Annotated in this window: 10 protein-coding genes; 4 read left to right on the forward strand and 6 right to left on the reverse strand. The window is 74.0% G+C overall.

Going from position 1 to position 13653, the window contains the following annotated elements; all coding sequences use genetic code 11:
• Positions 1 to 392 precede the first annotated feature (392 nt).
• Positions 393 to 776, forward strand: coding sequence for a PH domain-containing protein (locus HUW36_RS13205; protein WP_174528430.1), 384 nt, complete (start codon positions 393 to 395; stop codon positions 774 to 776).
• Here HUW36_RS13205 and HUW36_RS13210 read toward each other — a convergent pair.
• Positions 770 to 1696 carry a 2-hydroxyacid dehydrogenase gene (locus HUW36_RS13210; protein WP_174528431.1) on the reverse strand — a complete coding sequence of 309 codons (927 nt, stop codon included), beginning with the start codon at positions 1694 to 1696 and terminating at the stop codon, positions 770 to 772. The genes HUW36_RS13205 and HUW36_RS13210 overlap by 7 nt on opposite strands.
• Positions 1697 to 1838: 142 nt before the next feature.
• Here HUW36_RS13210 and HUW36_RS13215 point away from each other — a divergent pair, with 142 nt between their 5' ends.
• The 3 genes from HUW36_RS13215 to HUW36_RS13225 all read left to right on the forward strand — a co-directional run bounded on the left by HUW36_RS13215 (position 1839) and on the right by HUW36_RS13225 (position 6562).
• A complete protein-coding gene (locus HUW36_RS13215; RefSeq protein WP_174528432.1) occupies positions 1839 to 3644 on the forward strand; it encodes a SpoIIE family protein phosphatase in 1806 nt (601 codons plus the stop codon).
• Positions 3645 to 3712: 68 nt separating this feature from the next.
• On the forward strand, positions 3713 to 4888 hold the full coding sequence (locus HUW36_RS13220) for a PQQ-dependent sugar dehydrogenase (RefSeq protein ID WP_174528433.1): 1176 nt from the start codon (positions 3713 to 3715) through the stop codon (positions 4886 to 4888).
• A 54-nt stretch (positions 4889 to 4942) separates the two neighbouring features.
• Positions 4943 to 6562, forward strand: a complete 1620-nt coding sequence (locus tag HUW36_RS13225) for a metallophosphoesterase family protein (protein ID WP_174528434.1) — start codon at positions 4943 to 4945, stop codon at positions 6560 to 6562.
• A gap of 301 nt (positions 6563 to 6863) precedes the next feature.
• Here the strand turns inward: HUW36_RS13225 and HUW36_RS13230 are convergent, their stop codons facing one another.
• The 5 genes from HUW36_RS13230 to HUW36_RS13250 all read right to left on the reverse strand — a co-directional run.
• A complete protein-coding gene (locus HUW36_RS13230; RefSeq protein WP_174528435.1) occupies positions 6864 to 9221 on the reverse strand; it encodes a transketolase-like TK C-terminal-containing protein in 2358 nt (785 codons plus the stop codon).
• Positions 9222 to 9330: 109 nt separating this feature from the next.
• Positions 9331 to 10824, reverse strand: a complete 1494-nt coding sequence (gene gatB, locus HUW36_RS13235; protein WP_174528436.1) for an Asp-tRNA(Asn)/Glu-tRNA(Gln) amidotransferase subunit GatB — start codon at positions 10822 to 10824, stop codon at positions 9331 to 9333.
• Positions 10825 to 10835: 11 nt separating this feature from the next.
• Complete coding sequence (gene gatA, locus HUW36_RS13240) at positions 10836 to 12311, reverse strand: Asp-tRNA(Asn)/Glu-tRNA(Gln) amidotransferase subunit GatA (protein WP_174528437.1); 1476 nt, start codon at positions 12309 to 12311, stop codon at positions 10836 to 10838.
• Entirely contained in the window at positions 12308 to 12613 is a 306-nt protein-coding gene (gatC, locus tag HUW36_RS13245; protein ID WP_091580658.1) for an Asp-tRNA(Asn)/Glu-tRNA(Gln) amidotransferase subunit GatC, read from the reverse strand. The genes gatA and gatC overlap by 4 nt, the downstream gene beginning before the upstream one ends.
• A 104-nt stretch (positions 12614 to 12717) precedes the next feature.
• Positions 12718 to 13653: putative bifunctional diguanylate cyclase/phosphodiesterase (locus HUW36_RS13250; RefSeq protein ID WP_246248140.1), on the reverse strand; the 936-nt coding region annotated here is incomplete at its 5' end.

Here is a 13653-nt window from a genome sequence, read left to right on the forward strand (position 1 = left end):
AGGCGAGGGCGGTGCCCCCGGCCACGGCGAGCGCCACGGCGGCGGGACCGGGCACGAGCCCGACGGCACCCGCCAGGAGGAAGAGCGCGCCGCCGAGCGACGCGGCGAGGTCGGGCAGGGGCGGGCGCCGGCGGGGACCGGCGGGAGGGGTGACGGGCACGGCGGTCGCCTTCGTGAGGGGGCACGGGGCGTTGCGGTTGCGGTGCGACGTGCGGGGTCGGAGCGTGGGCGGATCGGACCGCATCGGCGGGGACCGCTGCGGCCATGCCTAAGAACGATCCCGGACGCACCCGGTGACGCGATAGTGACCTCCGTCACAGTGCCGGAGCTCGATCGGGCGGCCGGGGACGCCCGACCGGGAGGGTGGGCTGGCCGGATGGGATCATCGGAGGGTGAGCCGCGCCGACACCGTCCGTTTCCGCCACAACCAGGCCATCCTGGCCGCCGCGATCGTCGCCTTCATCGGCGCGCTGCCGCTGGCCAGTGCCCGCTGGTGGCTGCTCTGGGTGCTGCTCGTGCCGCTCGCCGTCGGCGTCTGGGCGTGGCGCTCCGGCACCGACGCGGACGCCCGGGAGCTGCGGCTGCGCGCGCTGCTCGGGCAGCGGCGGGTGCCCTGGACCCGGGTGGCCGAGCTGGCCGGCGACCCGCGCGGGCGGGCGGTCGCCCGGCTCGACGACGGGCAGGTGCTGGTGCTGCCCGCGGTACGCGCCACCGACCTGCCCCGGCTGATCACCGCGACCGGGCAGGAGATGCCCGACGCGGCACCGGGTCAGTAGCCGTCGACCACCCGGTTCGTCAGCTCCGCCCCGCCCACGAAACGACGCAACTGCTCCCCCACCAGCCGGTACGCCCGCGGCAGCAGGCCGCGCACCGAGCCGGCCACGTGCGGGGTGAGCAGCACGTTCGGCAGTTCCCACAGGGGATGGTCGGCGGGCAGCGGCTCCGGGTCGGTGACGTCGAGCGCGGCCCGCAACCGCCCCGACGACAGCTCGGCGACCAGCGCCGACGTCCGGGCGACCGGACCGCGCGCGGCGTTGACCAGCAGCGCGCCGTCCGGCATCGCGGCCAGGAACCGCTCGTCGACCAGGCCCCGGGTCCGGTCGGTCAACGGGACCAGCAGCACCACCACGTCCGCCTCGGGGAGCAGCGCGGGCAGCTCGGCCACCCCGTGCACGCCGTCGGCCGGGCGGGCCGTACGGGCGACAAGCGTGAAGCTCACCTCGAACGGGGCGAGCCGGGCGCGCACCGCCGCGCCGATCGAGCCGGCGCCGACGATCAGGACCCGCTTGCCGGCCAGCTCGTCGGTCGGGGCGACCTCGTCGTACGCCCACTCCCGCCGCGCCTGGGCGCGGGCCAGTGGTGCGAACCCGCGCAGGGCGGACAGGATCGCGGCGACCACCCACTCGGCGGTGGCCGAGTCGTGCACGCCGCGGGCGTCGCAGAGCGCCACGCCCGACGGAACCCGGCCCACCCACGCGTCCGCACCGGCGGAGAGGAGTTGCACCACCTCGACGTCCGGCAGCTCGGCCAGCAGCGCGCCGGCGTCGGGGCCGGACAGGAAGGGCGGCACCCAGAACCGCACACCGGCCGGCGTGGACGGGAGCCGGGACGGGTCCTCCAGCACCTCCACGGTGACGCCGGGCGGGATCTCGCCGAGCAGGCGGCGGCCGTCGGGGTGCGGAATCCATGCCTTCACGACCGCCGACCATATCCGTCCGCGCTGGTCGGCGCGGCGGGGGCCGTGACGAACACCCCGCCGGGGGTCGGACACACGTGCGACAGGGTTTAATCGAGGGCGGGACGCCGGCCGGTGCCCCGGGTAGGGGGAGCGGGTGACGATGAGCGAGGACGGCCCGGGACGGACGACCGTGCCGGTTCCGGCGCTGAGCGACCCCGACCGGCTGCGTTCCCTCGACGAGACCCGCCTCGACTCGGTGCCGGACGAGGCGTTCGACCGCTTCGCGCGTCTGGTCGGCGACCTGCTCGACGTGCCGGTCGCGCTGGTCTCCCTGGTCGACGCGGAGCGCCAGTTCTTCCCCGGCGCGACCGGTCTGCCCGAGCCCTGGGCGGCCCGCCGGGAGACCCCGCTCAGCCACTCGTTCTGCCAGCACGTCGTCGACATCGAGGTGCCGATGGTGCTGCCCGACGCCCGCCTCTATCCCCGGGTGCGGTTGAACCTCGCCATCGAGGACCTGGGCGTGGTGGCGTACGCGGGCATGCCGCTCACCGACCTGGACGGGCGGGTGCTCGGCTCGCTCTGCGCGATCGACAGCAAGCCCCGGGCCTGGACCAAGGAGCAACTGCGTACCCTCGGTGACCTGGCCGCCGCCTGCTCCTCGGAGCTGCGGCTGCGGATCGCCGTCCGCGGCGCCGAGGAGGCCCGCCGCCGCGCCGAGGAGGCGCACGACCGGCTCGCCATGCTGGCCGGGATGAGCGAGATGCTCGGCGGCACGCTCGACGTGTCCACCACCGTCGACCGGCTCGCGCACGCCATGGTGCCGCTGCTCGGCGACTGGTGCCTGATCACCCTGGTCGACCCGGCCGGCCGGCCGCGTACCGTCTCCGGGGTGCACCGCGACCCGGAGCGCGACGCCGACCTGGCCCGTTTCACCGCCCTGCTGACCACCGGGCTCGGCCCGGACTCGCTGATCCGGTCGGTGCTGCGCAGCGGCCGGCCGGTGATGCGCGGCGTCGCCGGTCTCGACGACGTGGCGCGCGGCACCACCCGTCCGGAGCTGGTGACGCTGGCCGAGCGGCTCGGCATCGGCTCCCACCTGACCGTGCCGATCACCGCGGCCGGCGACCGGGTGATCGGCACGGTCACGCTCGTCAACCGTCCCGGCCGACGCGGCTTCGACGCGAGCGACCTGCGCACCGCCCAGGACATCGGCGTACGGGCCGGCCAGGCGGTCGGCAACAGCCGGCTCTACGGCGAGCAGCGGCACGTCGCCGAGGTGCTCCAGCACAGCATGCTGCCCACGCTGCCGGCGGTGCCGGGGATCGAGCTGGCCGCCCGCTACCTGCCGGCCGCGGACCGGGTCGAGGTCGGCGGCGACTGGTACGACGCGTTCGTCCAGCCCGACGGCGAGCTGGTCGCCGCGATCGGCGACGTCGCCGGGCACGACATCGAGGCGGCGGCCACCATGGGCCAGCTGCGCAACCTGGTCCGCGGCAACGCGTACGGGCGGGACGACCCGGTGGAGGAGCTGGTGGCCAACCTCGACCGGGCCATCGGCGGGCTGCGGGTGCCCACGGTCGCCACCGCGGTGCTGGCCCGGGTCCGCCCGCACGGCGACGGGCTGCGGGTCTGCTGGTGCAACGCCGGCCATCCGCCGCCCCTGCTGATCCGCGCGGACGGCACGGTGTCGGTGGCCGACGGACGGGGCCCGCTGCTCGGCCTGGCCCGCCCGCCCCGGCGCACCGGACAGGCGCTCACCCTCGCTCCGGGCGACACGCTGCTGCTGCACACCGACGGGCTGATCGAGCGACGCGACCGGCCGATCGACGAGGGGCAGGCGGATCTGCTGGCTCAACTCGCCGCCGCCGGGCCCGGCGTGCCGCTGAACCTCCTCTGCGACCGGCTGCTCGCCGCCGCGCACCGCCGCGAGGACGACGTCGCCCTGCTCGCGCTGCGGGCCGGCTGACACGCCACGGCCGTCGGCCGCGCGCCGACCCGCCGGGTTACCCGCCCCGCCCGGCTAGGCTGGGCCGGGTGAGCCCGCGTCTGACGTACCCCCGCATCCGCCGCCTCCGGACGGCGCTGGCGGCCTCGTGCGCGGCGTTGCTGCTCGGCACCGCCGGTTGCACCCTCGGCGAACCCGAGCCGGACCCGGCCGGCGAGCCACCCAACCTGCCGACGCCGTCGGCCACGGCCAGTCCCGGTGGGGCCGGCCAGCAGGTGGTGGCCACGGTGCTGGCCAAGGGGCTGGAGGTGCCGTGGGCCATCGCGTTCCTGCCCGACGGCGCGGCCCTGGTGACCGAACGGGACAGCGGGCGGATCCTCCAGGTCGGGCCGGAGTCCGGGCCGGACGGGCTCACCGTGCGGCCGGTGCAGACCGTGCCGGGCGTGGCGTCCGGCGGTGAGGGCGGCCTGCTCGGCATCGCCGTCTCCCCCGGCTACGCGCGGGACCGCACCGTCTTCGTCTACTACACCGCACAGGACGACAACCGGATCGCCAAGCTGCGGCTCGGCCAGCCGCCGACCCCGATCCTCACCGGCATTCCCAAGGCCGGCAACCACGACGGCGGCGGGTTGGGCTTCGGTCCGGACGGGTTCCTCTACGCGAGCACCGGCGATGCGGGGCGCACCGAGAACGCGCAGGACCCGAAGAGCCTCGGCGGGAAGATCCTGCGGATCACCCCGGACGGCAAGCCGGCCCCCGGCAACCCGACCGCCGGTTCCCCGGTCTGGTCGTCCGGGCATCGCAACGTGCAGGGCTTCGCCTGGATGCCGAACAAGCGGATGTACGCGGTGGAGTTCGGCCAGAACACCTGGGACGAGATCAACCAGATCAACCAGGGCGGCAACTACGGCTGGCCGCAGGTCGAGGGGCGCGGCGACGACAAGCGTTACGTGAACCCGATCGTGCAGTGGCGCACCGGCGACGCGTCCTGCTCCGGGCTGGCCGCGGTGGAGCGGCTGCTGGTCGCCTCCTGCCTGCGCGGCCAACGGCTGTGGCTGGTCGAGCTGGCCGGCAACGGCACCGTGCTGGGCCAGCCGCGTGAGCTGCTCACCGGCAAGTACGGCCGGCTGCGGGCCGCCGCCGTGGCACCGGACGGCTCGATCTGGGTGAGCACCTCCAACCGGGACGGCCGGGGTCGGCCCGCCGCGGAGGACGACCGGATCCTGCGCCTGGTCTTCGCCGACGGCGGGGCCGGGCGGAGCTGACCGGCTTCGGCCGGGTTTACCAAGATCGCCTCGGGGGCAGGTCAGAATCTCAGCATGGACGACCACGAGAACGACAAGCACGGCGCCGGGGACGTGACGCCCCCGGAGACCGGGCGTGCCCGCCGCTGGACGGCGTGGCGGCCCGGCCCCCGGCTGCGCCGGGTGGGCGTGGTGCTCGCCCTGCTCGCGGTCACCCTCGGCGGCATCGTGGTGGGCACGTACGCGGGCGGCCACGTCGGCACCGACATCGGCCCGTTCCGCGCCGAGCTGAAACTCAGCCCGTCGCTGACCGGCGGCACCACCGTCGACATCCCGCCGCTGGGCGCGCTGCTGCTGGACAGCCACGACGGGCCGGCCTACCTGACCGTCGAGGTGGGCTCGCTGGACCAGGGCCGCACCGAGGCGCTGATCGACGATCCGGCCAGCATCAGCCGGGCCAGCCAGTCGGCGGTGGAGGACGTCCGCGCCGGCGTGATGCGGCTGGGGCTGAAGACGCTCGCCTCGGCGGTGCTGGCCACGCTGCTGCTGGCCGCGCTCGTGTTCCGGGACGTCCGGCGTACCGCCTGGGCCGGCGGCCTGGCACTGGTGGTCACCGCCGGCAGCCTCGGCCTCGGCGCCGCCACCCTGCGGCCGCAGGCGATCGAGGAGCCACGGTACGAGGGCCTGCTCGTCAACGCGCCCGCAATCGTCGGTGACGCGCGGCGGATCGCCAACGACTACACGAAGTACGCGGAGCAGTTGCAGCGGCTGGTCGGCAACGTCAGCAAGCTCTACACCACGGTCTCCGCGCTGCCGGTGGTGCAGCCGTCCCCGGGCACCACCCGGGTGCTGCACGTGTCGGACATGCACCTGAACCCGACCGGCTGGCAGTTGATCCGCACCGTGGTCGAGCAGTTCGGCATCGACGTCGTGATCGACACCGGTGACATCACCGACTGGGGCAGCGAGCCGGAGGCGTCCTTCGTCGGCTCGATCGGCCTGCTCAAGAAGCCGTACGTGTTCATCCGCGGCAACCACGACTCGCCCCGCACAGCCGCGGCCGTGGCCCAGCAGCCGAACGCGATCGTGCTGAACAACTCCGTCACGACGGTCGGCGGGCTGACCATCGCCGGGATCGGCGACCCCCGGTTCACGCCGGACAAGGAGACCTCCCCGGCCGGCAGCGGCCTCACCTCGGCCGTCGCCGACCAGGTGATCGGCGCCGGCGAGCAGCTCGCCGCCACGGTCGGGAAGTCGCCGCGGAAGGTGGACGTCGCGCTGGTGCACGACCCGGCGTCGGCCGGGCCGCTCTCCGGCACCTGCCCGCTGGTGCTCTCCGGGCACACCCACTCCCGACAGGTGTCGAAGCTGCCGCAGGCGCCGGGCGAGCAGCCGACCACGCTGATGGTGGAGGGCTCGACCGGCGGGGCCGGACTGCGCGGGCTGGAGGGCGAGAAGCCCACCCCGCTGACCATGACGGTGCTCTACTTCGACCAGCAGAAGCTGCTCCAGGCGTACGACGAGATCACCGTCGGCGGCACCGGACAGTCCCAGGTCAACCTGGAGCGGCACGTCATCCGGGACCCGGCCAAGGGCGACCAGGTGCCGGTCACCCCGACCCCGACGCGCGGCCCGTCGGAGTCGCCCTCGCCGTCGTCGAGCGCCACTTCCCCGAGCCCCACCACCACCGGCTGACGGCACCGCCTCCGCCCGCGCCGGCTGCGGACGCGTGCGCGTGGCCCCCGCGCCATGCGCGCGGTCACGGAAAGCGACGCACACGCGCGGTGGCCCGACCGTTCGCCGCCGCCGTTGCTCTGCACCCATCAGCGGGCAGGCACCGAGCGTCACCGGAGGCCCGGCAACTTCCGCCCCCACCTTCACATCGGCCTAGGTCAGCGCGGTGGTGCGAATCTGGAGGAGTCGTTGCCACCCGGACGCCGCCGTCACCCTGTGCCACCACACGCGCATCACTGCGCGTAACGAGGAGCCGGCCGGGTCAGCGCAGCGCGAGCGCGGCCAGCGCGGCGTTGACGATGCTGCCCGGCAGCAGGTCGTGCAGCTCGTACAGCTCCCGGACGTTGCCGGACTGGCCGAACTCGTCCACCCCGAGCGGCACCGCAGGGGCGCCGACCGCCGAGCCGAGCCAGGCCATCGCGTGCGACGCCGCGTCGTGCACGGTGACCACCGGCACCCGGTCGACGAACGCCGACCGCAGCGCGCCGGCCACGCTCGGCACGGTGGCGGTCCGCACGCCCTGGCGCAGCGTCCGCTGCCATGCCCGGTAGAGCCGGTCCAGGCTGGTCACGTCCACCACGTGCGCCGCCACGCCCTCCTCCGCCAGCTCCGCGGCGGCGGCCAGGACCTCCGGCAGCACCGCGCCGGAGGCGGCGAGCTGCACCACCGGGGCATCCGCCAGATCGGGGTACGCCTGGTGCGCGTCGACGAGCCGGTACGCGCCGGCCACCACCTGCCGCCGCAGCACCGCGTCCCCGAGCCGGGCCCGGGCCGCCTCGAAGGGCGCCTGGTCGATCGGCCGGGTGCTGAGCCGGAAGTAGTACGCCCCGTCCTCGGCCGGCGCGGCGGTCGCGGCCGGCGCGGCGCCACCGGCGATCTGCCCGAGCGCGTCGCAGAGCAGCCAGTCGAGGCTGCCGGCGTACGCGGGCTCCAGGAACGTCACCCCGGGCAGCTCCAGGCCGACCGACGCGGTGATGGTGGACTGGTGCGCGCCGCCCTCCGGGGCCAGCGTGATGCCGGACGGGGTGCCGGCCACCACGAACCGGGAACCGGAGTACGTGCCGTACAGGAACGCGTCCAGGCCGCGCAGCACGAACGGGTCGTAGACCGTGCCGACCGGCAGCAGCGGCTGGCCGGACAGGTCCCACGACAGGCCGAGCTGGCCCAGCAGCAGGAACAGGTTCATCTCCGAGATGCCCAGCTCGATGTGCTGCCCGGCGGGGCTCTCGGTCCAGCGCAGCATCCGGTCCTCGGTCCAGGAACGCTGCTCGGTCGGGGCGAAGACGCCCGTCTTGTTGATGAACCCGGCCAGGTTCGTCGAGGTGGCCACGTCCGGCGCGGTGGTCACCAGGTAGGGCGCCACCTGCGGATCGCGGGCCAGGTCGACCAGCACCCGACCGAAGACCTCCTGGGTGGAGACCGGCTTGTTCGCGCGTACCCGGGTGGTCTCCGGAACGGTGACGCCCAGCGCCCGCTCGCGCGGCGCGCGGGACAGCGCCTCCCGGCGCTCACCGGCCCGGATGCCGGCCGGGGTAGCCGGGTCGAGGCGGTCCCACTCGGTCTCCGGGGTGAGGCCGTGCGCGGCGCGCAACGCGTCGACCTGCTCGGTGGTGAGCAGCGCCGAGTGGTTGCGCGGGTTGCCGGCGATCGGCAGGCCCCAGCCCTTGACCGTGTACGCGAACACCACGCTGGGCCGGTCGGTGACCGCGTCACACTGGGCGTACGCGTCGAGCATGGCCTGCGCGTCGTGCCCGCCCAGGTCGGTGACGAGCGGGCCCAGCTCGTCGTCGCCGATGTCGGCGACGAACGCGGCCACCTCGGCCGGCGCACCGTCCAGGAACTGCTTGCGCAGCGCCGGCCCGGCCAGCCCGAACAGCGACTGGTACTGCTCGTTGGGCATCCGGTCGATCCAGTCGCGCAGCGCCGCGCCGCCCGGCCGGGCGTACGCCTCGGCGAGCTTGCGGCCGTACTTGACCTCCACGACGTGCCAGCCGGCCGCCTCGAACTGGCCGCGCCACTGGTTGATCCGGATGCCGGGGACGACCCGGTCCAGCGACTGGCGGTTGAAGTCGACCAGCCACATCACGTTGCCCAGGCCGGTGGTGGCCGGGTCGGCGACCGCCTCCCAGATGTTGCCCTCGTCCAGCTCGGCGTCGCCGATGAGGGCGACGAACCGGGAGTGCGGGCGCGCGCCGAAGTGCGCGTCGACGTAGCGGCGGGTGACGGCGGCGAACAGCGGCGCGGCGGCGCCCAGGCCGACCGAGCCGGTGGAGAAGTCGACCTCGTCCGGGTCCTTGGTGCGCGACGGGTACGACTGGAGCCCGCCGCGCGCCCGCAGCTTCGGCAGGTACGACCGGTCGAGGTTGCCGAGCAGGTACTGGATCGCGTGGAACACCGGCGAGGCGTGTGGCTTCACCGCCACCCGGTCCTCGGCGTCCAGGTGGTGGAACCAGAGCGCGGTCATCGCGGTGACCAGGGAGGCGCTCGATGCCTGGTGGCCGCCGACCTTCACCCCGTCACCGGTGTCGCGGTCGTGGTTGGCCGCGTCGACGATGCGGGTGGCGAGCCAGAGCACCCGGCGCTGGATCTCGTCGAGGACGTCGAGGTCGTGCTGGTTCACGGTGACTCCATCCGGGCGTCGCCGTTGACGCCCTGTCCGGGGGTGGCGAGGCGTTAGGAAGGGCCCCTTCCCATGCACCAGGCGTTAAGAAGGGGCCCTTCCTTACACGTCAGGCGCCGAGGCGCTCCAGGATCAGCTCGCGGACCGTCTTCGCGTCCGCCTGGCCGCGGGTGGTCTTCATGACCGCGCCGACCAGCGCGCCGGCCGCCGCGACCTTGCCGCTGCGCACCTTGTCGGCGACGTCGGGGTTGGCCGCGATCGCCTCGTCCACGGCGGCGGTGAGCGCGCCGGTGTCCGAGACGACCTCCAGGTTGCGGTTGGTCATGATCTCGGTCGGCGAACCCTCGCCGGCCACCACGCCCTCCAGCACGGTACGGGCCAGCTTGTCGTTGAGCTTGCCGGCGTCGACCAGGCCCTGCAGCTCGGCGACCTGGGCCGGGGTGGCGCCCACGTCGGCCAGCTCCACGCCTGTCTCGTTGGCGCGGCGGGACAGCTCACCCAGCCACCACTTGCGGGCGGCGGCCGGGGTGGCGCCGGCGGCCACGGTCGCCTCGATCAACTCGACCGCGCCGGCGTTGACCACCGACTGCATGTCCAGGTCCGACAGGCCCCAGTCCTGCTGGATCCGCTTGCGGCGCAGCCGCGGCAGCTCCGGCAGGGCGGCCTTCAACTCGGCCACCCACGCGGTGTCCGGCGCGAGCGGCACCAGGTCCGGCTCCGGGAAGTACCGGTAGTCGGTGGCGGTCTCCTTGGACCGGCCCGGGGTGGTGTCGCCGGTGTCCTCGTGGAAGTGCCGGGTCTCCTGGGTGATCCGCCCGCCCGCGTCCAGCACGGACGCCTGGCGCAGCATCTCCGAACGGACCGCCCGCTCGACCGAACGCAGCGAGTTGACGTTCTTGGTCTCGGTGCGGGTGCCCCACTCCTCGCCCGGCCGGTTCAGCGACGTGTTGACGTCGCAGCGCAGCGAGCCCTCCTCCATCCGGACGTCGGAGACGCCCAGGGAGCGGATCACGTCGCGCAGCTCGGCGACGTACGCGCGGGCGACCTCCGGCGCGAGCGCGCCGGTGCCCGGGATCGGCTTGGTGACGATCTCCACCAGCGGGATGCCGGCCCGGTTGTAGTCGACGAGCGACTCGGTGGCGCCGTGGATGCGACCGGTGGCGCCGCCGACGTGCAGCGTCTTGCCGGTGTCCTCCTCCAGGTGCACCCGCTCGATGCCGATGCGCACCAGCTCGCCGTTCACCTCGACGTCCAGGTAGCCGTCGAAGCACAGCGGCTCGTCGTACTGGCTGATCTGGAAGTTCTTCGGCATGTCCGGGTAGAAGTAATTCTTCCGGGCGAACCGGCACCATTCGGCGATCGAGCAGTTCAGCGCGAGCCCGATCCGGATCGTCGCCTCGATGGCGGCCTTGTTCGCCACCGGCAGCGAGCCCGGCAGGCCCAGGCAGACCGGGCAGACCCGGGTGTTCGGCTCGCCGCCGAAGTCGGTCGGGCAACCGCACCACATCTTGGTGTTCGTGCCCAGCTCGACGTGGGTCTCCAGGCCGATCACCGGTTCCCAGCGCGCCACGACCTCGTCGTACGCGGGCAGTGTCGTCGTCATCTGCTCCTGCCTCACAGTGCCGGTGGGGTGAACGTGCCGACGCTGGACTCCAGCGCGGCGGCGACCCGGTACATCCGGTCGTCGGCCATCGTCGGGGCCATGATCTGCAGGCCGACCGGGAGCCCGTCCGAGAGGCCGCACGGGACCGAGATCGCCGGGCCGCCGTACAGGTTCGTCGGGATGGTGAACAGGTCGGCAAGGTACATCTGGTAGGGGTCGGAGGTACGTGCCCCGATCGGGAACGCCACGAACGGCGTGGTCGGCGAGATCAGCGCGTCCACCTGCTCGAACGCGGTGGTGAAGTCGCGGGTGATCAGCGTGCGGACCTTCTGCGCCTGGCCGTAGTAGGCGTCGTAGTAGCCCGAGGACAGGGCGTACGTGCCGATCATGATGCGACGCTTGACCTCCGGGCCGAAGCCGGCCTCCCGGGTCAGCGACATGACCTCCTCCAGCGACCGGTTGCCGTCGTCGCCGACCCGCAGGCCGAACCGGACGCCGTCGAACCGGGCCAGGTTGGAGGAGCACTCGCTGGGCGCGATCAGGTAGTAGGCCGGCAGCGCGTACCTGAAGTGCGGGCAGGAGATCTCGACGATCTCCGCGCCCAGCTTGGCCAGGGCCTCCACCGACTCGCGGAACGCGGCCATCACGCCCGGCTCGGCGCCCTCGCCGGTGAACTCGGTGACCACACCGAGCTTCACGCCGGTCAGGTCACCGCTCGCGCCCAGCCGGGCCGCGCCCACGACGTCCGGCACCGGGGCCGGGATGGAGGTGGAGTCGCGCGGGTCGTGGCCGCCGATCACCTGGTGCAGCAGCGCGGCGTCGAGGACGTTCCGGGCGCACGGGCCGGGCGTGTCCAGCGACGAGGAGAAGGCGACCAGGCCGTACCGGGAGGTGCCGCCGTAGGTGGGCTTGGCGCCGACGGTGCCGGTGACCGCGCCGGGCTGGCGGATCGAGCCGCCGGTGTCCGAACCGATCGACAGCGGCGCCTCGTACGCGGCCAGCGCCGCGGCGCTGCCGCCGCCGGAGCCGCCCGGGATCCGGTCGGTGTCCCACGGGTTGCGGGTCGGCCCGTACGCGGAGTATTCGGTGGAGGAGCCCATGGCGAACTCGTCCATGTTGGTCTTGCCGAGCATCACCGTGCCGGCGGCGCGCAGCCGCTCGACGATCGTCGAGTCGTACGGGGGACGCCAGCCCTCCAGGATCTTCGACCCGACGGTGGTGGGCACGCCCTTGGTGGTGAGCACGTCCTTCACCGCGACCGGCACGCCGGCCAGCGGGCCCAGCTCCTCGCCGGCGGCCCGACGCTCGTCCACGGCCCGCGCGGCGGCCAGGGCCCCCTCGGTGTCGACGTGCAAAAAGGCGTGCACCCGCTCGTCGACCGCGCCGATCCGGTCCAGGTGGGCCTGGGTGACCTCGACCGCGGAGGTCTCACCGGTGGCCACCAGACCGGCGAGGTCGACGGCGCTGAGCTTCGTCAGGTCGGTCACGATGCCACATCCTCGTCCAGGATCCGCGGGACGCGGAACCGCTGCTCCTCGGCGTCGGGCGCGCCCGACAGCACCTCCTGCGGGGTCAGGCTCGGCGTCACCACGTCCTCCCGGAGCACGTTGGTCAGCGGCACCGAGTGGGACGTCGGCGGGATGTCCGCCGCGGCGACCTCGCCGACCTGCGCGACCGACTGGAGGATCACGTCCAGCTGACCGGCGAAGGTGTCCAACTCCTCCTCGGTGACGGCGAGCCGCGACAGTCGCGCGAGGTGCGCGACCTCCTCGCGGGAGATGGCGGCCATCGGGTGCCCCCTTCGTGGCTGTCCTGAGACGTCTGCGTGTGCCGGCCGCGCGCGACGGCTGAGCGATGACGCGCGGTGACCGGAGCGAGTCTATTGTCCCGCGGTCACGACGACGCCCTCGACTCCCCCTCCGAGCCGCCCCGGCCGCCCGCCTCGGCGACCGCCGGACGCACCGGGCGGTAGCGCGACAGCCAGGCGGCCAGCTCCTCCGCCGGCATCGGCCGGGCGTGGAACCAGCCCTGCGCCACGTCGCAGCCGGCGGCGTGCAGCAGCCGCCAGGTGCGCTCGTCCTCCACCCCCTCGGCCACCACCCGCAGCCCGAGCGCCCCGGCCAGCTCGATCATCGAGCGGACGATCGCCGCGTCGTCCGGGTCGTCGGCCATCCCCAGCACGAACGAGCGGTCCACCTTCACCTCGGACAGCGGCAGCCGGCGCAGGTGCTGCAACGAGGAGTAGCCGGTGCCGAAGTCGTCCAGGGCGATGCCGACCCCGATCCGGTGCAACTGGGTGATGCTGGCCAGGACCCGCCGGGGGTCGGCCATCAACGCGCCCTCGGTGATCTCGACCTGGAGCCGCTCCGGCGGCACGCCGTAGCGGGTCAGCCGGTCGGCGATCTGGTCGGCGATCTCGCCGGTGTGCAGGTCCCGGACGCTGACGTTGAGCGCGGCGCGCAGGGTGAGCCCGGCCGCCGACCACTTGGCGAGCTGCTCCACCACGTCGTCCACCACCCGGCGGGTGAGCAGCCGCATGACCGCGCTCTGCTCGGCGACCTGGATCAGCTCACCCGGGTCGACCATCCCGCGGCGCGGATGCCGCCACCGCAGCAGCGCCTCGACGCCGACCACCTCGCCTGTCGCGATGGCGATCTGCGGCTGGTAGTACATGGTGATCTCACCCGGGTCACCGGCCGGATCGTCCGGCTCCCGCACCGCCGGCCGGTGCGAGCCGGCGGGAGGAGGTGGACTGGTCCGGCAAGACCGACCACCTGACCGAGGGTTGGCGGGACCGGTTCGCCACCGAGGCGGCGCGGCTGGTCGAGG

Source organism: Micromonospora maritima (genome assembly GCF_902825405.1).
Taxonomy (GTDB): domain Bacteria; phylum Actinomycetota; class Actinomycetes; order Mycobacteriales; family Micromonosporaceae; genus Micromonospora; species Micromonospora maritima.

Excerpts from the sequence above, each read along its gene's own strand:
- HUW36_RS13215 (WP_174528432.1), top strand. The coding sequence starts at position 1,839 with ATGAGCGAGGACGGCCCGGGACGGACGACCGTGCCGGTTCCGGCGCTG.
- HUW36_RS13225 (WP_174528434.1), top strand. The coding sequence starts at position 4,943 with ATGGACGACCACGAGAACGACAAGCACGGCGCCGGGGACGTGACGCCC.
- gatB (WP_174528436.1), bottom strand. The coding sequence starts at position 10,824 with ATGACGACGACACTGCCCGCGTACGACGAGGTCGTGGCGCGCTGGGAA.
- gatC (WP_091580658.1), bottom strand. The coding sequence starts at position 12,613 with ATGGCCGCCATCTCCCGCGAGGAGGTCGCGCACCTCGCGCGACTGTCG.